Origin of the sequence: Mesorhizobium sp. STM 4661 (assembly GCF_000359125.1) — a bacterium.
Classification (GTDB): Bacteria; Pseudomonadota; Alphaproteobacteria; order Rhizobiales; family Rhizobiaceae; genus Mesorhizobium.
Window position 1 is genome coordinate 32,303 of sequence record NZ_CAAF010000055.1, and the last position, 20,710, is coordinate 53,012.

Below are 20,710 nucleotides of genomic sequence, written 5' to 3' on the forward strand. Positions count from 1 at the left end.
CGAAGCGGGAGTCCTTGGTTCTTCGAGTAGATGATGACGTTCACGAAACCGTGTGTGAAGCTTCCCCTAGGTAAGACGCCTACTCTTCTGCGTGGCAATTAGCAACTCTTTGAAATTATAAGGATAATCAGTCTTCTGACCATTGATCACACGACGTTGCAGTCTCGTAATCTGTTGCATCACGGCAACGACCGTAGCCTCAATCCACTGCAGCCCGGAGAAAATTAATAGAAAATGATCAATTGGTGTTACTGTTCGTAACAAAACTAAAAAAGGTTTGGGCGGGATTGTGATTCGGGTCGGTAGACCAGAGCGACACTCAATATCGGAAAAATGGCTTCGCGATGTCGAAAGACAGGCGCCCCTGACGCCGGTGTCCTCCATGCGCAGCTTCTGGGGGCTGATGCGGGCCTACTGGTTCTCGGAGCGCTGGAAGGAAGCCTGGACGCTGACGCTGGTCATAGCGTTGCTCACCGCGCTCTCCAGCAAGGCCGGCGTCTGGTTCGCCGAAGCATCCGGCGAACTGGTCAACTCGATCGCCTTTTTCCACGATGCCGCAAACACCACGCCGCTTCAATCGCTGCTGACCAACGCCGGCATACTTGTCCTTCTGGTTGTGCTCAAGGACGCAGGCTTTACCGGCATCCGCACCCTGGTTTCCACAACGCTGCATCGCAAATGGCGCGGCTGGCTGGACTGCCAGTTCAACGAAGCGCTGCTCGACGCCAATCATACGCATTTCCATGCCCAGCATGGTTCGTCCGGCTCCGCCGCTCCCGACAACATCGATCAGCGCATCCAGGAATCGATCAAGGACATGACCGGCGGCGCCATAGGCCTCGCCATGGGCGTTCTGGCCGTCGCCACCTCGCTCTATTTCGTCGGCCAGAAACTGCTTGAAAACTCGGCGGAGGTCCAGGGGCTGGAGTTCCTCGGCAGCTACGGCAGCGCCGTCCTCGCGTTTCTGGCGGTCGCCACCTATGTGCCGCTGAACACCTGGATCGCGGTCAAACTGGGCAAACTGCTGGAACGGCTCAACGTCAGGATGCAGCAGGCCGAAGGCAGCTATCGCGGCGAGCTGACCACTTTTCTGCGCCGCAGCTTCCATGTCGCCGCATCGCAGGGCGAGGATGTGCAAAGGACGATGCACAGTCAGCGCTATGTCGACATCGACCGTACCTGGGCGCGGCTGAACATCGTCAACACCAGCTACAATTCGTTCGAGCTGGTCTACAATTTCATCGGCGCCCGCATCGTCGCCTATGGGCCGGGCCTCGTGCCCTTCATCCACAACGGCTTCGATCTCAAGGGCTATATAACCGGCTCCGAGATGGTCAACTCGCTGATCAGTCAATGTTCGTGGTTCATTCATGTCATGCCTGCCATCGCGGCGCTCAGGGCCAACAGCCAGCGTGTGACCGAGCTTGCAAACGCCATTGAAGACGTCCAGCACCCGCAGGAATTCTACCGGCAGACCGGCCATTCCGATTTCCGCTATGCCAGTCAGAACCCGGTCTTCGGCCTGACTATCCAGAAGCTCGAACTGGCCCATCAGGGGGAAGACGCGACGCCGTTCCTCAGCGCCGCCAACCTTCGCTTCCGGCGCGGCGAATGGACGTTCCTGAAGGGCGAATCCGGTTGCGGCAAGACCTCGCTGATCAAGGCGATCAATGGGCTTTGGCCTTATGGCCGCGGCACCATCGTCTTCCCGGAGGGTGTCAGGAGTTTCTATGCCGCCCAGGAGGTCAAGCTGCAGCAGGTCTCGCTGAAGCAGCTGGTCTGCCTGCCCGGCTCCGAGCACGATCACTCCGACGCGCAGGTCGCATCGGCACTGCACAGGGCAGGCCTTGGCGACTTCATCGAACACATGGCCGACGAAAGCCGCGAGGGGAAGATCTGGGATCAGGTTCTCTCCGGCGGCCAGAAGCAGAAGCTGGTTGTCGCCCGCATCGTGCTGCAGCAGCCGGGACTGCTGTTCCTCGACGAAGCGACCGGCGCGCTCGATCCCGACGGAAAGATCGCCTTCCATCAGGCGATCAAGGACAATTGCCCCGATGTGACGGTCATCAGCGTCATGCACGAGGCCGTGCCGCCAAGATCGCTTTCAGGCGCCGAATTCTACCACAGCGTGGTCTCGATCACGGATGGCATTGCGACCAAGAAGCCGCTGGTTCCGAGCCTGCCTCGGGAACTCACCACCATCCTCGCACAGCCAACGCCGGTCGAGGACAAATGGCTGCGTTTCTCCCGCCGCCTGAAGCAGAGATAGCACCGAGACCATGGCGTGACGGCATTGCCGGTGCCCGGCATCGGTCCAGCCCCATCGGGTAGCGATCACTCGCGATCTGGCCCGTTCGCTGCCATTTTCAGCCCTCATTGCGATTGACTCGGCAAGAAGCGCTCCTATGTTGCGCCGGCTTGCAGAATAGAATTCGAAACCCGCGAGCAGAAAGGTCACCGCGCCATGCCTGGCGACAGTCACAGTCGAACGCAACCGCCGTCCGCCTGGACGTGACCTGAACGGTTCACGTCCTGCCGGACGGCAAGGAGTGAGCCATGAACGAATTTTTCCCCGTAGCGGGCGACGATGCCGTCGCGATCGCCCGTATCCTTGCAAACGATCACGTCGCCGACATTGTCGAGGCCCTGAACCAGAAACCTCGCGAAACAGCGACGGAGTTGCTTTGTGAAGTGCCGTTCGAGCGGCTGGTCGAGATTTTCGACCAGCCGCTCGACGGTGCGTCCGAGCTAAACGACCGAGGACGTGCATCGTTTCGGCGGCATGGAGGCTCTCGATGAGCCCTACATGAAAATGAGCTTTCTCGCCATGATCCAGAAACGCGCCGGCTGGCTGTGCGCGCCGTTCATCAGCGAGATGCTGACCGCCAACGCCATGCAGAGCTACGAGGGCGAACTCGAAAAAGTTCATCCCGCTGATCATGAGTTCCGGCGGCAATTCCGGCTCGCAGGCGACATCGCTCGTCATCCGGGCGCTGGCGTTGCGCGAGATCGGCCTTGGCGACTGGTGGCGGGTCGCCCTGCGCGAATTGCCGACCGGCCTGGTGCTCGGATCGATCCTCGGCGTCGTCGGCATCTGCCGCATCGCGCTCTGGCAGTATCTGGGCTTCTACGACTACGGTCCGCACTGGCCGCTGATCGCCGCGACGGTCGGTGCGGCACTGGTCGGCATCGTCACCTTGGGCTCGCTGTCAGGATCGATGCTGCCGTTTGCCCTGAAACGGGTCGGCTTCGATCCGGCAAGCGCCTCGGCGCCGTTCGTTGCCACGCTGGTCGATGTCACCGGATTGGTGATCTATTTTTCGGTGGCGCTGGTGATCCTGCGCGGGACGCTGCTGTAAAAAACTCACGCATCTCCATCGCGGCAATCTCGTTGCCGCGATGGGTTCTTGTCGCGTCAGACGCGCGCGCCGTCTTTCACCCGGTAGGCCGGCTTGTACATGGTGACGAGCTCTTCCGCCGCGGTCGGGTGCACGGCCATGGTGCGGTCGAAATCGTCCTTGGTAAGGCCGGCCTTGATCGGAATGCCGAGAAGCTGCGCCATCTCGCCGGCGTCCGGCCCGAGTATATGGGCGCCAAGCACCTTTTTCGACGCGCCGTCGACCACCAGCTTCATCAGCATCTTTTCGTCACGGCCCGACAGCGTGTGCCGCATCGGCCGGAATGTGGCGCGGTAGATTTCAATGTCAAAAAAGCGCTTTGTCGCTTCGTCCTCCGACAGCCCGACCGTGCCGATCTCCGGCTGCGAGAAGACCGCGGTGGCGATCGTATCATGGTCGGGCGCGGTCGGATTGCCCTTGAAGACGGTCTCGACGAAGCACATCGCCTCGTGGATCGCCACCGGCGTCAATTGCACGCGGTTGGTGACGTCTCCGATCGCCCAGATGTTGTCGATGTTGGTGCGCGAATATGGGTCGACATTGATCGCGCCGGTCTTGGTCAATTCGATGCCGACGCCTTCAAGGCCGATGTTTTCGGTGTTGGGAATGCGGCCGATGGCGAGCATGACCTGATCGACCGTCAACACCTTGCCGCCGGTGACAAGCGCGTCAAGCCTGCCGTCCGACCGCTTGCGGACCCATTCCGACACGGCATGGCAGAGGATCCTTATCCCCTTCTTTTCCATCGTCTCATGCAGCATGCGCCTGAGGTCCATGTCGAAGCGGGAGAGGATCTCCCTGCCGCGGTAGACCAGCGTGGTTTCGACGCCGAGGCCGTGAAAGATGTTGGCGAATTCGACGGCGATGTAACCGCCGCCCTCGATCATGATCGCCTTCGGCAATTCCTTGAGGTCGAAGGCTTCATTGGAAAAGATGCAATGCTCGTGGCCGGGCAGAGCCGGATGCGGCGCCGGGCGACCGCCGGTGGCGATCAGAATCTGGTCGGCCGTGACGGTGCGGTCCTCGCCGAGAAGATGCACCACATGCGGGTCGACCAGCATGGCGCGCGACTGGAACGTCTCGCCGCCGGCGCCTTGCACATTCTTCTTGTAGATGGCCTCCAGCCGGCTGATCTCACGGTCCTTGTTGGCGACCAGGGTTGGCCAGTCGAAAGTCGCCCGCGGCACCGTCCAGCCATAGCCGGCGGCATCCTCGAAATGTTCGGGAAATTGCGAGGCATAGACATAAAGCTTCTTCGGCACGCAGCCGCGGATGACGCAGGTGCCGCCATACCGGTATTCCTCGGCAATGCCGACGCGCTTGCCGAGCGCCGCCGCCACACGCGCCGCCCTCACCCCGCCGGAGCCGCCGCCGATGACGAAAAGATCGTAGTCGTAACCGGCCATGGTTTGCTCCTGAAGATAGAAAAGTTCGAGCCACAGGTAGGCCGCAAAGCACCAAAAGAAAAGCCCGGACAAGGCCGGGCTTTCTGGTCCAGTGGCGGCTATTGCGCCCCGAAAAATACGATCAGTTCTGCGTACCGTCTGCTGGGGCGGCACCATCGGCTGGAGCAGCAGCATCCGCGGGCGCCGCCGTCGCCTTGGCTTTCGCCGCCGCGGCCAGCGTTTCGCCAACCTGCTGGGCGAGATCGCGGGCGAGGCCGTTCTGCCAGATGTCGGCGGCCTTGACCAGATCACGCGTCACGGCCGGGCCGCTGTCGAGCAGCTTCTTGCCGGACTCCGAACTGTAGAAGGCGGCGATGTCGTTGAGTTCCTTTTCGGAAAACACCTTGGCATAGGCAAGGGCCGCTTCCTTCTCCAGGTCGGCGCGGCGCGAGGCCAGCGCCATTGCCTTTTCGTTGATCGTCTTGCCGATCAGTTCCTGCATGTCCGGGTTCTTCTGGATAAGCTGCTGCTCGAGGGCGGCAGCCGCCTGCGGCAGGATGTTGTCGAACGGGTCCGTCGCGTGGATCGCCGTGACCGCTGCGCGCGCGGCTTTCAAATGCGCGTCGGTGACGTCCTGCGAAAACGCCGGCGCGGAAAACGCCAAGACGGCCGAAGCCGCGACAATGGCGGAAAGACGGCGAACCCGGTTATGCAACATCATGATCGGTAGAACTCCCTGGTTTTCGGGCGGCATGGACGGTTTGGATGCCGTCGCCGCCGGCGATGATGGCCGCTGACGCCAGCCCGATGAAAAGACCATGCTCGACCACGCCTGGAATGGCGTGGAGAGCATTCGAAAGCGCTCTTGTATCCGGAATGCGGCCAAAAGATGCATCGAGGATAAAATGGCCGCCGTCTGTAACAAAAGGCTGGCTCCCCGTCATCCTCAATGTGACCGGACCGGAAAGGCCAAGCCCTTTGGCCGCCGCGCCGACCGCGATTTCGGTGGCACGCAGGCCGAATTGATTGACTTCGATGGGCAGTGGAAAACGGCCGAGCGTCTCGACCATCTTCGAACGGTCGGCAATGACGATCATGCGCTGGGATGCCGCCGCGACGATCTTCTCGCGCAGCAGCGCGCCGCCGCCGCCCTTGATCAATGTCAGCGCCGGGTCGATCTCGTCGGCGCCGTCGACGGTGAGGTCGAGTTCGGGCGTTTCCTCCAGGTCCGACAGCGGCACGCCAAGCTCGCGGCAAAGGATGGCGGTGCGCTCCGAAGTCGGCACGCCGACGATCGTGAAGCCGGTGGCGACCTTTTCGGCGAGCAGCCGCACGAACTCCTCGGCCGTAGTGCCGGTACCGATACCGAGCCGCATGCCGTCGCTGACATGGGCAAGCGCTGCCCGCGCTGCCTCGACCTTCAATTGCCTCGCATCCATGCCGCTTGTCGCGCCCCGTTTTTGTTTGCGCGCTCCTAACATTTTTGCCAGCCCGGTCAAAGACCTTGGCTGTGGACTGGCCAAGCCAGCTTGCCTGGCCGGCTTGCCTGATTGGATCGCAGGGGTTATCGCCTGCGGCAACGCAATCGTCACAGGACAGGCCATGACTCGACCGATCATCGTGTTCGACCTCGACGGGACGCTGATCGACACGGCGCCGGATCTGCTCGACAGCCTGAACCACAGTCTCGCCGCCAGTGAACTTGCGGCTGTCGACGAGGCCGGCTTCAAGCGCTTCGTCGGCCATGGCGGCCGGGTGATGATCGAGCGTGCCCATGCCGCGCAGCGAAGATCGCTCGCGGTGGACGAGCATGACCGCTTGCTGAAACTGTTCCTCGATCACTACACCGACAACATCCCCGGCAAGTCGCGCCCCTACCCCGGTGTCGTCGAGGCAATCGCCCGGTTCGAGAATGCCGGCTATCTCCTGGCCATCTGCACCAACAAATACGAGGCCAACTCGGTGGCGCTGGTCGAGGCGCTCGGCCTCGCAAGACATTTTGCCGCGATTTGCGGCCAGGACACGTTCGCATTCCGCAAGCCCGACCCGCGCCATCTCACACAGACCATCGCTCTCGCCGGCGGCAACCCGAACCGGGCGCTGATGGTCGGCGATTCGCAGACCGACATCGATACGGCGAAAGCCGCCGGCATTCCGGTGGTCGCGGTCGATTTCGGCTACACCGACCGCCATGTGCGCGAATTCGAACCGTCGGCGGTGATCTCGCATTTCGACGCTTTGACGCTGGACCTGGCGGAACGGCTGATTACAGCTGCGGCACACTGACCGCGAGGGCGGCAGGGCGTCCCCACGCAGGTTGCATTCGCTCTTCGCCGGAGCGCCGGACATTGCCTTGACTTCGCGGGCCGGCCTCCCTTATATCGCGGCTCGCTTGGCCTTCGGGCAACGAGCGGGCGATTAGCTCAGCGGGAGAGCACACCCTTCACACGGGTGGGGTCGCAGGTTCAATCCCTGCATCGCCCACCATCTAATCTCCAGAAATGGTTAGATGACCGGTCTTCACGACATTCACTGAATTTCGCTGCCAGCCTAGCCGACAGGGCTCCGGTTCGTGTCTGCATCCATGTGAGTGCTAGCCGGAGCGGCATCGGCATGGTCTGCTGCAAGTAAGCTATGTAACGCCCTTCACAGACCGTCGGCAGGTTTCGCGCAAACATAGCTCGGGTCGGCCGGCGTTTCGATTGGCCGTACGGAACAAAATTTCGTGGTCCGGAAAGCAACCGGCCCAAGGCGGGGATTTTTGGCGGGGTTTTTGATCACCTAGGCATTTCACAGTTGCCGTCTGCGCGCGTTGGCTCCTCCCGCCGCGCGTGCGGGCGGCCTTCAACGCAGGCGGATCGGATACCGGACGCTCCGGTGTCCGATCCCATGCCTTTGGAAGGAGCCGCGACATGGATGAACACCGGGCTTTGACGCGGTCCGCTCTTGCCGTAAACTTTAGCGGTTGCGGAAATTGGGGCATCGACATGGCTTTTGCTGGCGCGAACGACAGAAATGATCTGCCGCGCCTGGCGCGGATCGATCCGCGCCAGTTCGACCTGCTGTTCAGCGGTTGCAAACTCGAACGCTACGCCGCCGGCCAGCATTTGTTCGTCCAGGAAGATGCCGCCGACCGCATCTACGGTGTGATGAAGGGCACGGTGGAAATCTCGATCTATTCGCCTGGCGGCCAGAAGCTGGTTGCCAATATTGAGCTGTCGCGCAGCCTGGTCGGAGAGATAGGGGTACTTGACGGACGCCCACGCACGGCCACCGCCATCTGTCTCACTGCCTGCGAGCTGGTTTCGCTCAGCCGAACCCAACTGTTTGATCGGATGGAGAAAAACCCATCCCTGGCGCGCGCCATGATCGAACTTTTATGCGCGCGGCTGCGCTGGGTCAGCGGCGAACTCGGGGATCAGGCGTTTTTCGGCATCGAGGCGAGGCTGGCAAAACGACTTGTCTTTCTGAGCGGCGTCATAGCCGACGGCGCAGGCTGGATACCGATCTCGCAGTCCGAACTGGGCGAGTTCCTTGGCGCCACGCGCGAGTCGGTCAACAAGACGCTCAACGACTGGCGCAGCCGGCAGATCATCGCCATCAAGCGCGGCGGCCTGCGCATCACCGACGCCAGGGCGCTCCGCCATATCGCCGACACGCAAGACGACGACTGAGGACGGCGATTCGGGGATGCGTCCTCGAATCAGAGCCGCGAAATCAGGTAGCGCAGCGAAGACTTGCCAGGCATGAAGAAATAACCCCCTCCCCTTGTGGTGACGAATTGCGGTATCCCCTTCAGCACGGTGACGCCTTCCCAGGACGGGATGGTGAACCTGCCGCTGCCGTCGCGCGAGCCGATGGTCGGATCCTTTTCGGCGACCAGCCCCTGGAACGAAGTGGATGACACCCAGGTCTGCTGCATGAATTCATACTGACGCTCGATGTCGGCGTTGAGGCACATGAAGAGCAGGCCCTTCTCGACCTTTCCGCCCTTCTTGTCCGGCGTCAGATAGGTGCGGCCGACCCGGATGATGCGGTGTCGCTTGCCGATCCTGATTTGCGTCTCGCGGTCTTCGCCCAGCGAATCGCGGGGATTCGACCGCCGGACATGGGCGCCAAGCGGGCAGCGATGCCCCTGTGGGTCCTCGGCGCCAAAGGCAAAATCATTGTCGGCCGGGCGGCCGGCGCGGCCGTCGGGATTGCGCACCAGCGAGCTGCCGTCCGGCCAGCGGCCAAGCATCTTGGCGGCGACCCAGCGCGGCGTGATGGCGGGGTTGCCGGTTTCGCTTGCCGCCTGCATGGCCGCGGCCTTGCAGTAATCGTCGAATATGTCGACGTGCTGCTCGAACTGGCGCACGACAAGGAAGGAGCCGTTGCGGCCGAAATCGTGCGGCGGCGGTGGCATGCCCGCGATCTGCCGGTTGCGGCGCACCGACGACAGGATGCCGGACCGGTCCTGCGAGGCCCGGACGGACGGCGAAGCCGGATAGAAGCCGTGCTCGTCGCGATAGCCGAACAGGAACTCGCCCGGCGCGACCAGATGCATCGGTGCCGCGCCGGCATTGGCGCGCGCCGTGCCCCTGACGATCGGTTGCGAAACACCGTCGACGAAGCCGAAATGCTCCACCGCGCGCTTGCCCTCGCGCTTCACCGCAAGCGGCAGTTCGGCGACGAGTTTCATTCCCGCGCCCGTCGTCTTTCGCTTCAGGGCGGCGATTTCGGCCGCCAGCATCTCCGCGCTTTCGGCATAGCAGACAATGACCGCATCCACCGGTTTCCGTGGCGAGCCCCACCGCCATTTGTCGGGCACGCTGTCACCGACATCGTCGAGGATGCGGCTGCGCTCGGGATTGCCCATGCCATGGCGAAAGGCGACCGGAAACGTATCGAGCGGATCGTCGTCGACGCCACCGTCCAGGCCCAGGCGGCGAAGGCCGTCGGGCCCGAACGCCACCGTCATTGCCCGCTCTGCCGGCGCGCCGTCGCCGAAGCTCGTTTGTGCGACGATGAACTCCAGCCACGCCTTGCACCTGATCCGGGAAAGTGTGTCCGGCACGGCTATCGCCAGCATATGGGCATGGCCGAGCGAACCGAACGGGCCGAAGAAGACGGACTGGATCTCGCCGGTTTCCAGCTGCTCGACCGGTGCCGGCGCGGATGTGAACAGGCCTGTCGCTTCCGCCTTCCTCGCCTGCGGGCGCGGCAAGGAGCCGAACAGGCTCAGCCAGTCGCGCGCCTGGTTGCCGGTTGCCGAAGCGATGCCGCGCCGGATCCTGGAGTTGGCGCGGATGCGGATCGTGTTGAGGGCCGGATAGGCTGAATACCAGAACAGCGTCGGCACCTGCTGGCGCCGTGCCCAGCGCTTGAAGCGGTCGCCATCGCGCGCGCCGTCGAGGAAGAGCCAGCGCGTGCGCGGGTAACCTTCGGTGTTGCTCCATACACCGGTAAGCCCGGCTGCGGACTTGGCGATGAAATCCTCGAGATAGCTCTCCCAGCTGCCGCCATAGTTGGAAAGGAACATCAGCCTGTTGGTGCCCGGCAGCAGCACCCAGCGGGCGAAATGGATGGTGTTGATGGTGGCGAGGAAGCCCGGCTTGAACACCTTCTGCGCCGAGATCGAGATCAGGTAGAAGGAAAGCCTGAGCGCAAGCCGCCGCAAGGTTCCGACCTTCATCGTCGAGATCGCCGTCAAATGGTTCTGGGCAGTGCGGTCCTCGTGGACGATGATCTTGTCCAGCGCGTCGAGGTCGACAGGCGTGTTGTGAGGGCGATCGATGTCTTCGATACGCCGCAAGGCCATGAAGCACAGGCCGATCACCGCGATCGCTATCGCCAGCAGTCCGAGCACGGCCAACAGAAGTGCCGTGCCTGATATGGCGAGGTTGGTGAAGTTGAGGCCGTCAGGGTCGCCGAACACCAGCACGTAGGTCATGCGCCAGCAGGCAAGAACCAGCAGCGCGACGGTGACTAGCACGGTCGGCGCCAGCAGGGTGGTGGTAACGGCCTGCCACCATTTTCCCGGTGGCCTTTCGAGCAGGCTTTCGGTCGGCTGAAACGCCCAGCCGAACTTGCCGAGCGACTGGACATGCCGGCGGGCCTCAGTGAGCACGGCGGCGGCATCGCCATTGCCATCGCGCGGCTGTTCGACGATGTCGCGGATGGTGTCGGCGAGTTCGGCTTCGGCCAGGATGCGGCGGACCGAATGTCCCGGCGTGCCGGAAAACACCAGCCCGGCATTGCTGCCGAAAGATGGCGATATCTCGACATTGTGCTTGCGGAGGAAGTCGCTCAGCGAGCCGCCATCGGGCAAGCCGCGGACGTCTTTGAAAATCGGTCGCAGCCGGTGACCGATGGCTTGCGAGACGGCGTCGATGACCTCATCGCTGCTGCCGTCGCCGGAGACTTCGAGAACCAGAGCGCCTTTTTCAAGACCTGACGCGTCATCGGTCTCGCCGGTGCCGGCAACGGCCAGGCTGGTGAAATGAATGGTCCCGGCAATGTCGAGCGCGGCGCGGATCTCTTCATTGGCCGGATTGCCGAGCGCCGCGACCCGGTCGCGAATGGTATCCAGCGGCGCACCGCGGGTGATCGGGCAGACCACCGTCACCATCGAATGGTCGACGGTGCGGCAAAGCGCCGGCCGATCGAAGTCGATCTTGAGGCTTTCCGGATAGGCGCCAACGCTGCTCATGCGCCCGGCCCTGCCGCGCGCGCGGCGTACGCCCTGCTGCTGGAACAGGGCGCGCAGGCTTTCGCCGATCTGGACCCTGGCGATCTCGGCACCGATGCACAGATGAATGCCGTGGCCGAACACCATGTAGTCGCGTTGCGGGCGCGAGGTGTCGAACTCGTTCGGGTTTTGCACGGCTTCAGCGTCGAACATCGCCGACAGCGTTGCGGGCATGACCACCGTTCCCGCCTTCACCAGGCGTTCGCGGCGCGTGCCCTTGGCGATCGTGGTGTCGCGCGACGTGTAGCGCCACGGGCCGACCCAGATCGGCTTGAAGCGCATGGTTTCAAGGATTGCCCGATCAAGCTTGCCGGTGTCGTCCTTGGCGAGCGCCGCATCGATGGCCTGCCGGGCGTCGGGCCGGGACAGGATCACGTCGAGGCAATTGCCGCCGGCCAGCACATTGGTCGGAACAAAGCCAGCGATCATGCCGAGCATGATCGAATGGATGTCGGGCAGCGACAGCTTGCCCTGATCGAGAAGGGCGACAAGTCTTGGCAGCGGCTGCTCGGCAGTCGCGCCCTTCTGCCTGATCGCGTCGATGGAGCGGTCTATGACCTTGATCAGCCGGTCGCCGGCGACCACGGCAAGCTCGCGCGTGGTGGGGTTTGCCGTTGGATCCGAAAAAAACAGCGCGCTCAAGGCTATTGCCCAGTCGGCGAATTCGGATTCATCGTCGATCTCGAGACCGAAATAATCGCGGCAGATGTGCACCGGCACGATCTTCATCAGTCCGGAGATGGCATCGAAGCCAGGACTGGCGCGGCTCATGATTTCCCTGGAATGGCGTGCGGCGATCGGCCTGACGGCGGCCTCGACCTCGGCCGGCGGGAAAGCGCTGAGCACCGACGACTTCATGCGGCGATAGTCGGCACCGTCCTGCATGCCGAGGATGAAGTTCGACCCGCGAGCCAGTTCGGTCATCTCGGGTCCATAGGGGGTCTGGAACTCGTCACCGCGCTCCAATATGTCGCGAACGTCGGCATTCCTGGTAACGAGCAGGAAATTGCCGAAGGCAAGGTTCGGCCAGAACCGGCGCAGCAGCGCCAGCGCCCAGCGAGGATCATTGAAGAGGAAGCCTGCTATGCGCGCCGCAAGACCGTTGGAACGCAGCCGTCCGAGGTCGAATGGCGGCAATTCCGGCAGCGGACGCTGGTTTTCCCGGGCCTCGCGGACGGCATCGAAATACTTGATTCGGAACATGCGCATTCAAGCCCCCCGGCTGTCCAAATTATTGCGATACCGGCAACCTCTGGCCTAGGTTCGCAGCGGTTGCGCGTATGTGAATTCCCTCACAGTTGTTGGTGTTCGCCCGCTTCGATCGTGTTGTTGGCCCTGGCCATTTCGAAATTGCCGATGAGGAATTCATTCGCCGCCTTGTCGGCGAAAGGTATCCAGCGTACCCGCTGCTCCGAGAAATCCGGATGCCTGGTCGCGAAAACGGCCATTTCCCGCTTGCCCTCTTCCTCGCGGCCGCTGCGCATCAAGGCGCCGATCTTCAGGAACCTGGCGTAGAAATAGCCTGGCGACAGGTTGAGCGAGCGGTCAGCGGTGGCGATCGCCGACGGCCAGTCTTCGGCGAAGGCATAGGCCGCCGCCAATTCCCCCAGATTGTGGAACCGATAGAGGTCGAAAGGGCTCAGTCGCTCGGTATCGAGAAAGAACGGTATTGCGCCGACGGCATCGCCGAGCAAAAGGCGGGCACTGCCCATGGCCGAGCGCGCGAAGGCAAAGCTCGGATTGATGTGGATGGCTTGCTCCAGGTGCTCGACCGCGGCCCGCGGCTCTCCCCGCATGATGTCGACGGCGCCAAGATGGGCATGCGGGCGTGCATCCAGGCTATCCATCAGCAGCGCCTTGCGCGCATATTGCTCGACCTTGTTCAGATCGTCATTGTCGCCGAAACGCAGCCAGGCACGCCAGAAATACCACCATGCCAGTTCGTTCAGCACGGCACTCGAATTGGGATCCTCCCGGTAAGCCTTTTCGAAGAAGTCCAGGGCGATTTCAGTATCGCCGCGCGTGCGCCTGTTCATGTGCCAGCGGCCGCGTCGCACCAGCTGCCAGGTTTCCAGGCTTTCCCACGGCACCTGGAAGGTGCGCACCTGCTCGGCGCGGTCGACCTCCTTGTCGAGGATCGAGACGATCTCCGCGCCGATCTGGTCGCGCAGACTGAAGATGTCGACGAGGTCGCGATCGAAGCGCTGCGACCACACCAATCGCCCGTTCGACGTGTCTGCAAGCGAGGTGTTGAGGCGGATCTGTCCACCGTTGCGCATCAATGTGCCGCTGACGATGTAGCGCGCACCGAGGGCATTGCCGATCACCCGCGTCCCCAGAGTGTCATCGCGAAACTGGAAACTGGAGCTCTTGGCGATCACCGAGAGCCATCTTGTGTTCGAAAGGCCGTAGATGATGTCTTCGGCGATGCCGTCCGCCATGTAGCCGACATCGCGTTCGCCTCCATCGCCCTGGAACGGCAGCACCGCGATGGCGGGCGGACCTTTGGGCGACTGCTTGTGCTGACCATTGACTGGAGGCATGGCCGCGACGAATGCCGCGGGCGACGACCCGTTGCCGATGCGCCCCGCGATCAGAACGCGCACCGGCAGCGCGATGTTCTTCAGCATGAATTCGCCAAGATCGATGAACTCGGCCGCTGTCTTGTCCTTCACGTGGTGCCAGGTCGTTTCCGAGACGGCAAGACCATCGCGCGGCGCGAACTCCTGGATCCTGGCGGCGATGTTGACGTCGTCGCCGTAGAGCCGGCCTTCGCGAACGATGACGTCACCGGTGTTGATGCCGACGCGAAAGGGCATGCTCATGGCTTCATCGACCGATGAATTGAGCGTGACAATGCGGCCCTGAAAATCGAACGCCGCCCGCAGCGCCTCGATCGGATTGCCGAATTCGGCCATGATGCTGTCGCCGGCATCGCCGAAGGTGCGGCCGCCAAAGGTGCTGCAACTGTCGGCGATGATGTCGCGCCGTTCCTCGAACGCGGCGACAGCCGATTCATCGTCAAGACCCATCAGCCGCGAGAATCCGACGGCATCGATAGAAATGATTGTCGCAAGCTGACGGGTGTAGTTCCGTTCAGCCATGTCTGAGCCCCGGTCTTTTCTGGTCTGCGCCAGCGCAGGCGACTACCTGCCTCTGAATATTTCGCCGCTTTGCTGGAAGAAGATCCCTGGCAGGTGCAACGCGCCGATGTCGCCCTGTCTTGTCACGAACCCTAACAGGGTCTTCGCAAAATCTCTACCACGATCAGCTAATAGACCGCATGCTGCGGCATCGTCCATGCCTAACTGCCGGTTGTTCAAGAATTGCCGGTGGAGTCTTCGCCCTTACGCATTGAAATAAAACGACTTTCATCGATTCCAGGCGCAGTCGTTCACGGAGCTTGCGACGGCCTCCGATGGACGATGCAAACAATGCTGGCACAACGGAACAGCTGCACTTTTAGGAGGTGGAACAAACCTGCCTGGAAACGAGTTTCTGCTCATCGAATTGTGAGGGATAGCCATGTCCAGACTTGTTTTGGCGACAGGTGTCGCCGTTCTCTTCATCGGAGGATCCGCCTTTGCCGCCGACGGACCGTTGCCGCCGCCGAATGCCAAGAAGCTGTCGGAAATCATCGCCAAGGTCGAGCAGCGCAACGATTTTCGCTATGTGGAAGAGGTCGATTGGGACAGCGGCGCCTACACCGTCACCTACTACACGACCGACAAGGCGAAAGTCGAAATCACCTACGATCCGGTCACGGCCGAACCGAAATAGAAGCACACCTCAAGCCACCGGCCCTTCCGCCTCCCCTTGCGTCCATCCGTCTTTGATGGCTGACTGCGGCGTTGGCACTGCGCTGCACGGGGGTGGGCATGGCGAAGCACGTATTGAAACGCGTCTTGATGATGCTTGCCGGCTATTTTGTTGCGGTGCTGGTCGCGCTGATTGCAGTGGTGGCCATCTACGCCGCATTGAGTTCGCTGCCCAACGCGCCGGACTATTTCGGTTTCATGGGGGTCACGCCCATCGTGGCGCTGGTCGTGCCGCCGCTCGGCATGTTCATCTATTTCCTGACGATCATACTGACCGGCCTGCAAACATTGATCTTCGCGCTGATCGCCGAATTCTTTTCGCTGCGCAATTTCTGGCTGCATATGTTCTTTGGCGCCGCGGCCGCGGTCGGCGGCTTCGCCCTCGTCTGGCCGAGCGCGCCGGAGGACATGAGCCCCGAGCGCTGGGCCGATATCGGCATCATCGCCGCCGCCGGTCTCGTCGCTGGCCTGATCTACTGGCTGATCGCCGGTCCCGAAGCCGGCTTCCGCCGCCCGCTCTATCAGCTTTAATGCATGTCGCGCAAAAGTGCGCAGCGGTTTTGCGATAACGACATGCATAAAAACAAGAACTTGAAGCGCGTCGCATGAATCCGTTCAAACGCGACGCGCTACTTTCAGCTTGCCGGCGAGCGCACCGCTTCCGTGCTGTCGATCGCCTGCCGCAGCCGCGTGTCGCGGTCGTAGACGTCGTTGAAATATTCGACATTGCCGGCCATGTCCGGCCAGGCGGTGAAATAGGCGACATAGACCGGAATGGTGCGTGTCACGTCCTCGGTCGAACGTCCGCGCTTCAGCTTCTCAGCTATGTAGTCGACCGAAGTGCCGAGCACCGCCGCCGCCATGCCGCGCGGATCCTGCAGGCGGACACAGCCATGGCTGAGCGCGCGCATGTCTCGCTGGAAGAACGATTTCTGCGGCGTGTCGTGCATGTAGATCGCGTGCTTGTTGGGGAACAGGATCTTCAGTTCGCCCAGCGCATTGGCCTCGCTCGGCAGCTGACGCACGCTGTAAGGTATGTTTGCGCCATAACCACCCCAATTGACCGAGGATGAGGGAATGCGCTTGCCGCGCGCATTGAACACTTCATAGCCGGCACGGTCGAGATAGCCCGGATCCCGGCGCAGCCGGGGCAGCATTTCGTTGACGAGAATCGATTGCGGCACGCCCCAATAGGGGTGGAAGTCGACCTGCTTGATGCGGTCGTAGAAGAAAGCAGTCTGGTTCGTCGTCCTGCCGATGACGGCGCGGGTCTTCAGCTTCTCTTCGCCATTGTCGATATAGCTCGCCGTGAAGGCCGGCTGATTGATGAAGACGCGCGGACTGCCGAGATCGGAGGGCAGCCAGCGCAACTCTTCCAGCGCGACCTGCACTTTCTGGATCTTGTCGGCCTTCGAGGCTCCCACCAATGCCGCGACGGTACGCGGCCCGATGACGCCGTCGCCCTTCATTCCGGCTTTCTTCTGCACCGCCTTGATGACCGGCACCAGCTCCGGAACATAGTCCTCGCTGGTGGCTAGCCTGGCCAGGGTCTCGCCATAGGCGCCGCCCATCTCATCATCGAGATTGCGCGCGATCTTGGTCAGCAGCTTCGGCAGTTCGGGGCTGCTCTGCCCCGGGTTCAGCAGCAATTTGGGATCGACGACGATTTCGTCTTCGGCGCTGGCCTGCAGCGATTCCAGTTCGACGCGCAGCGCCTGGTACTCGGCGTTCTGCGGATGGCGCGATTCGAGATAGGTGCGCACCTGCTGGGTGTGCGCCAACGTTTTCAGCACACTCTCCATGTCGAGCGGCTTGGCCGGGAAATCATAGTAGCCAGTCATGCGATTGGGATCGACACGGCCGCTTTGCGCGTCACGAACGTAGCGCAGGACGCGCGCCGACAGCGCCATCTCGAAGCGGACAAGCTCCTTCAGCAACGCATCGGCGTCGCCCGCCGATGGGCTGGCGGCAGGCACTTCAACCGTATAGTCGGCGGGCGTGAGTCCGTAGCTCGCCGCCTCGCCCAGCACCCGCACCGCATCCTGGGCGCGGCTGTTGGCGCTGGTTCCCGTCACCCAGATAAAGTCCGGGTTGGCTGAATAATAGGCAACGAGCGCCTTGGCGATGTCTTTCTCGGCAAAGAGTTCATAGCCGTCGAGCCCGGCAATCGCCTCGTGGAAGGCAGCGTTGGTGGCGGAGGATGGCTGGAACGCGGCATCCTGCGGCTTTGCCGGCTCGGGCATTGCCGGCTCAGGTGTTGCCACCAGTGCCGCGAAGTCGACACGCACGAGCGGATCGCTTTTATAGGTATAGTAGGACGGGCTGCTGATCTGGACGGCCCCGCCGCCGCGATTGTTGCCGACACTGCGAGAAACCACTGGCGCCTTTGGCTTCGCCTTGTATTTCGGCCTGTTCTTGGACGGTGGCGGGGGGAAGTCACCTTGCGGCGCGCGCTTGATGCCGCCGCCGAAAAGCATCTCGAAAAGCCCTTGCGCGTTTGCCTGCGGTGCGCCGAAAGCCAGCATTGCCGCGGCCGCCACGAGCGGCATCACGGTTGCTTTGTTTCCGAGGAATTTCATGGATCACCCGCTCCGGCTGCAACCGGTTCCCGTTCTGCCCGTTTCGCACCGCTTGACGGTCCCGCCCATCGTATGACGGATGTAAGGCGCGACTATACCGATTCATACCGATTTCGTTAAGCTTCCATAAATTTCGGCGATCCTGTTGCAGAACAGTTTCACAACATCGTGACGCCAGGAGCGTGTTCATCGCGCTCCGGTTGGAGGATGGCGCCGCCATGGCGAGCATCAGGCGTTGGCGATGGCCGACGTGGCGTGACAAAGGCCTGACGTTATGCTGCAAATCCAGGCGACCAGCAAAATGCGGTCGGGAGGGTGAGCCGGTGAAAAAGGGATATCGCGAACTGCTCGACGAGGCCAATGCCGAGATCGAGGTGGTTTCGCCGGAGGAAGCGGCGGGGCTGCTCGACGACGAAGGCACGATCTTCGTCGATCCGCGCGACCCGCGCGAGGTTGAGCGGGACGGCAGGATTCCCGGCGCCAGGCATGTCACCCGCGGCATGCTGGAATTCTGGATCGACCCCGAGAGCCCCTATCACAAGCCGTTCTTTGCCTCGGGAAAGAGCTTTGTCTTCTTCTGCGCCGGCGGCTGGCGTTCGGCGCTCGCCACCAAGACGGCGCAGGATATGGGTCCGTCACCGGTGAAGCATATCCTTGGCGGCTATACCGCGTGGAAGGCGGCCGGACTGCCGGTCGAAGCCGGCCAGAAAAAGCAACTAGATATTTAGCGTCAATGCAGCGAAACCGGCTCCCGGTGGCCGTCGACGAAGCCGATGGCGCGTTCGACCACGGCCTTGTCGGCGAGGATGCGGCGGTGGCCGAGCCCGTCTGCCCAATGGAGCCGGACATGGTCGCCCGCGTCCGCGTAAAGCCTTGCATGGTCGGCCGATACTTCGCGATCGTCCGGCGCATGGATGACCAGCGTCGGCACCGGCCTGCTGGCAAGCTGGCGGTCGCCGGTGAATTCATGCAGCGGCCGGCCGGCGATGTGTTCGACCCTGTCGGCCATGGCGGCCTGCGAACGCGGGCCGACATTGAGCATGCGGCTGAAATCGGTGAAGATCGCCGGCAAGGAACTCGGCGCCGCGATGAGCACCAGCCGCTCGGCCGCCAGCGGCTGGATGTTCTTGACCGATCCGGCGATGGCGTTGGCGGCGACGGCGCCGCCGAAGGAATGACCGACAACCGCTGCGAACGGGCCGAACCATTCACCGGCGAGCCGCGCGGCATCGACCGCGCTGACCAGTGTCAGCCGGCGGCCCTGCGACTGGCCGTGGCCCGGCAGGTCGAGCGAGACAACCCTATAACCGGCATCGCGATAGCCCTCGATCAGCGCGCGCATATATTCGGTGCGTGAGCGCCAGCCGTGGATGACAAGCACGGTGCCTTGAACCGCCCTGCCCGGCTCGGGCCGGAATTCATGCACCATGACGCAGCCCTTTGCGGTCTTCAGCCGATGGTGGCGGGCCTCGGCCATGAACGCGGCGGCGCGATCAACGGCGCGGCGCTCCCCATCGCTCAAAGCCCTGGCGTTCGGCGTGCGGCAGAACAATTCAAACGCCGCGCGCCCGGTAAGGCGGGGAGCCACATGTTCGGCGGCGCCAAATACGCCCCGGATGACCTTCAGTCCAAATGATGCCATAGTGGCGATCCATCCATTCGTTCAAGCATGAACATAATAGTTCAAACATGAACATTAAGCAAGAGCTGCCCTGGGACAACCCACGTTTTCGCAACTGGGTGGCGGTGGCGCGCGCCTGTCATGTGCTGGAACGCACGCTGGCGGTGAAGCTCGCGCCGCTGGACCTGAAGCCGGCGCAGCTCGATGTGCTGATGAACCTTTACCGCCACCCTGGCATGTCGCAGCACGATCTCGCCAGGCGGCTGCTGGTCGGCCGCTCCAACGTCACCATGCTCTTGCCGCAACTCGAGACCCGAGGCCTGCTGCGCCGCGAAGGCGACGAGAAGGACAAGCGGGTGCTGCGGCTGACCCTCACCCAGGCCGGCGAGGCCCTGCTGATGCAGGCGCTGAAGGTTCACATGGCGCTGATCGAGAAGGCGATGAGCCAGTCGACGCCGGAGCAATGCGACATGATCGGCGAGCAGATGCGCAAGATCTATGAGGTGCTGAAGGAGGCGTGATTGGTTCGATCGGCCTTGCGGCCGGCTTACCACATCGTCTTCTTCGCCCGCTCCGGCCATTCCTTGTCGTAAGTCTCGCCGTCGATGTTTCTGCGGCTGGTGATTTCCAGGATCTGTCCGGGTGTCGGCAGCGATTTCGGATCGACGTGTCTTGCCGGGTTCCACAGTTCCGATCGGACAATGGCCCGGGCGCACTGGAAATACACCGAATCGACATCGACAACCGTGACCGAGCGCGCCGGCTTGCCTTCGACGGTGAAGGAGGCGCAAAGCGCGGTGTCGGTGGTGATGTAGGCTTGGCCGTTGACGCGCAGCGTCGTGCCGGAGGCCGGCACCAGGAACAGCAGCCCGACGCGCGGATCGCGAATGATGTTTTTCAGCGAATCGGCACGGTTATTGCCGCGCCGGTCCGGCATCATCAGGGTTTTCGGGTCATGGATGCGCACGAAGCCGGCAAGATCGCCGCGCGGCGAGCAGTCCAGCCCTTCCGGCCCGCTGGTCGCCAGCGCAACGAACGGCGAGGCCTCGATGAAGGCGGCGTATTCGGGAATGACATGGTCGAGTTCCTTGACCACCGACGCTTCGCCGGGCAGACCATAAAGGGCTTCGAGTTGTTCGACCGTGTTGATGACGGACAATTTTTCGTCTCCGAACCTTT

At 62.5% G+C, this 20,710-nt stretch carries 16 protein-coding genes, 1 tRNA gene and 1 pseudogene; 10 read left to right on the plus strand and 8 right to left on the minus strand.

All coding sequences use genetic code 11. The annotated features are described in order from the left end of the window. The first annotated feature begins 382 nt into the window (after nt 1–382). From MESS4_RS17890 to MESS4_RS17900, 3 genes and pseudogenes are all read left to right on the plus strand, one after another. A complete protein-coding gene (locus MESS4_RS17890) occupies nt 383–2,269 on the plus strand; it encodes an ABC transporter ATP-binding protein/permease (protein WP_006333620.1) in 1,887 nt (628 codons plus the stop codon). A 287-nt stretch (nt 2,270–2,556) separates the two neighbouring features. After that, nucleotides 2,557–2,799, plus strand: a complete 243-nt coding sequence (locus MESS4_RS34600; RefSeq protein WP_006333625.1) for a hypothetical protein — start codon at nt 2,557–2,559, stop codon at nt 2,797–2,799. Continuing rightward, nucleotides 2,756–3,359, plus strand: a pseudogene (locus MESS4_RS17900) (magnesium transporter); the annotation flags it as partial. The gene MESS4_RS34600 and the pseudogene MESS4_RS17900, both read left to right, overlap by 44 nt. A 56-nt stretch (nt 3,360–3,415) precedes the next feature. On the opposite strand, the gene gor reads toward MESS4_RS17900, so the two are convergent. The 3 genes from gor to rpiA all read right to left on the minus strand — a co-directional run bounded on the left by gor (nt 3,416) and on the right by rpiA (nt 6,222). Further along, on the minus strand, nt 3,416–4,804 hold the full coding sequence (gor, locus tag MESS4_RS17905; RefSeq protein ID WP_006333631.1) for a glutathione-disulfide reductase: 1,389 nt from the start codon (nt 4,802–4,804) through the stop codon (nt 3,416–3,418). 121 nt (nt 4,805–4,925) lie between these two features. Next, entirely contained in the window at nt 4,926–5,504 is a 579-nt protein-coding gene (locus tag MESS4_RS17910) for a DUF2059 domain-containing protein (protein WP_036241538.1), read from the minus strand. Beyond that, nucleotides 5,491–6,222, minus strand: a complete 732-nt coding sequence (gene rpiA / locus MESS4_RS17915) for a ribose-5-phosphate isomerase RpiA (RefSeq protein WP_006333634.1) — start codon at nt 6,220–6,222, stop codon at nt 5,491–5,493. Before rpiA ends, MESS4_RS17910 begins: the two co-directional genes overlap by 14 nt. A gap of 163 nt (nt 6,223–6,385) precedes the next feature. Between rpiA and MESS4_RS17920 the strand changes: the two genes are divergently transcribed. The 3 genes from MESS4_RS17920 to MESS4_RS17930 all read left to right on the plus strand — a co-directional run bounded on the left by MESS4_RS17920 (nt 6,386) and on the right by MESS4_RS17930 (nt 8,457). Next, a complete protein-coding gene (locus tag MESS4_RS17920) occupies nt 6,386–7,069 on the plus strand; it encodes a phosphoglycolate phosphatase (RefSeq protein WP_006333635.1) in 684 nt (227 codons plus the stop codon). 126 nt (nt 7,070–7,195) lie between these two features. Then, nucleotides 7,196–7,270 (plus strand) — tRNA-Val (locus MESS4_RS17925). A gap of 344 nt (nt 7,271–7,614) precedes the next feature. Then, nucleotides 7,615–8,457: a Crp/Fnr family transcriptional regulator gene (locus MESS4_RS17930; RefSeq protein WP_244441155.1), complete on the plus strand. Its 843-nt coding sequence runs from the start codon at nt 7,615–7,617 to the stop codon at nt 8,455–8,457. Between the two features lie 29 nt (nt 8,458–8,486). Here MESS4_RS17930 and MESS4_RS17935 read toward each other — a convergent pair whose 3' ends face one another. Together MESS4_RS17935 and MESS4_RS17940 are read right to left on the minus strand one after the other, a co-directional pair. Beyond that, complete coding sequence (locus MESS4_RS17935) at nt 8,487–12,722, minus strand: cytochrome P450 (RefSeq protein ID WP_006333638.1); 4,236 nt, start codon at nt 12,720–12,722, stop codon at nt 8,487–8,489. An 83-nt stretch (nt 12,723–12,805) separates the two neighbouring features. Beyond that, nucleotides 12,806–14,617, minus strand: a complete 1,812-nt coding sequence (locus MESS4_RS17940) for an adenylate/guanylate cyclase domain-containing protein (protein WP_006333639.1) — start codon at nt 14,615–14,617, stop codon at nt 12,806–12,808. Between the two features lie 421 nt (nt 14,618–15,038). On the opposite strand from MESS4_RS17940, the gene MESS4_RS17945 reads away from it, so the two are divergent. Together MESS4_RS17945 and MESS4_RS17950 are read left to right on the plus strand one after the other, a co-directional pair. After that, nucleotides 15,039–15,293 carry a PepSY domain-containing protein gene (locus MESS4_RS17945; protein WP_006333640.1) on the plus strand — a complete coding sequence of 85 codons (255 nt, stop codon included), beginning with the start codon at nt 15,039–15,041 and terminating at the stop codon, nt 15,291–15,293. A 98-nt stretch (nt 15,294–15,391) separates the two neighbouring features. After that, nucleotides 15,392–15,862, plus strand: a complete 471-nt coding sequence (locus MESS4_RS17950; protein WP_006333642.1) for a hypothetical protein — start codon at nt 15,392–15,394, stop codon at nt 15,860–15,862. A gap of 104 nt (nt 15,863–15,966) precedes the next feature. Here MESS4_RS17950 and MESS4_RS17955 read toward each other — a convergent pair whose 3' ends face one another. Continuing rightward, nucleotides 15,967–17,910, minus strand: coding sequence for a murein L,D-transpeptidase (locus tag MESS4_RS17955; RefSeq protein ID WP_006333643.1), 1,944 nt, complete (start codon nt 17,908–17,910; stop codon nt 15,967–15,969). 323 nt (nt 17,911–18,233) lie between these two features. Between MESS4_RS17955 and MESS4_RS17960 the strand changes: the two genes are divergently transcribed. Further along, nucleotides 18,234–18,638, plus strand: a complete 405-nt coding sequence (locus MESS4_RS17960) for a rhodanese-like domain-containing protein (RefSeq protein WP_006333644.1) — start codon at nt 18,234–18,236, stop codon at nt 18,636–18,638. A 2-nt stretch (nt 18,639–18,640) separates the two neighbouring features. Here MESS4_RS17960 and MESS4_RS17965 read toward each other — a convergent pair whose 3' ends face one another. Then, the gene (locus MESS4_RS17965; protein ID WP_006333646.1) at nt 18,641–19,552 is read right to left on the minus strand and encodes an alpha/beta hydrolase; all 912 of its coding nucleotides are present in this window, start codon (nt 19,550–19,552) and stop codon (nt 18,641–18,643) included. 47 nt (nt 19,553–19,599) lie between these two features. Between MESS4_RS17965 and MESS4_RS17970 the strand changes: the two genes are divergently transcribed. Continuing rightward, on the plus strand, nt 19,600–20,052 hold the full coding sequence (locus MESS4_RS17970) for a MarR family transcriptional regulator (RefSeq protein ID WP_006333648.1): 453 nt from the start codon (nt 19,600–19,602) through the stop codon (nt 20,050–20,052). 26 nt (nt 20,053–20,078) lie between these two features. Here MESS4_RS17970 and MESS4_RS17975 read toward each other — a convergent pair whose 3' ends face one another. After that, the gene (locus MESS4_RS17975) at nt 20,079–20,690 is read right to left on the minus strand and encodes a pyridoxamine 5'-phosphate oxidase family protein (protein ID WP_006333651.1); all 612 of its coding nucleotides are present in this window, start codon (nt 20,688–20,690) and stop codon (nt 20,079–20,081) included. Between the last annotated feature and the right edge of the window lie 20 nt (nt 20,691–20,710).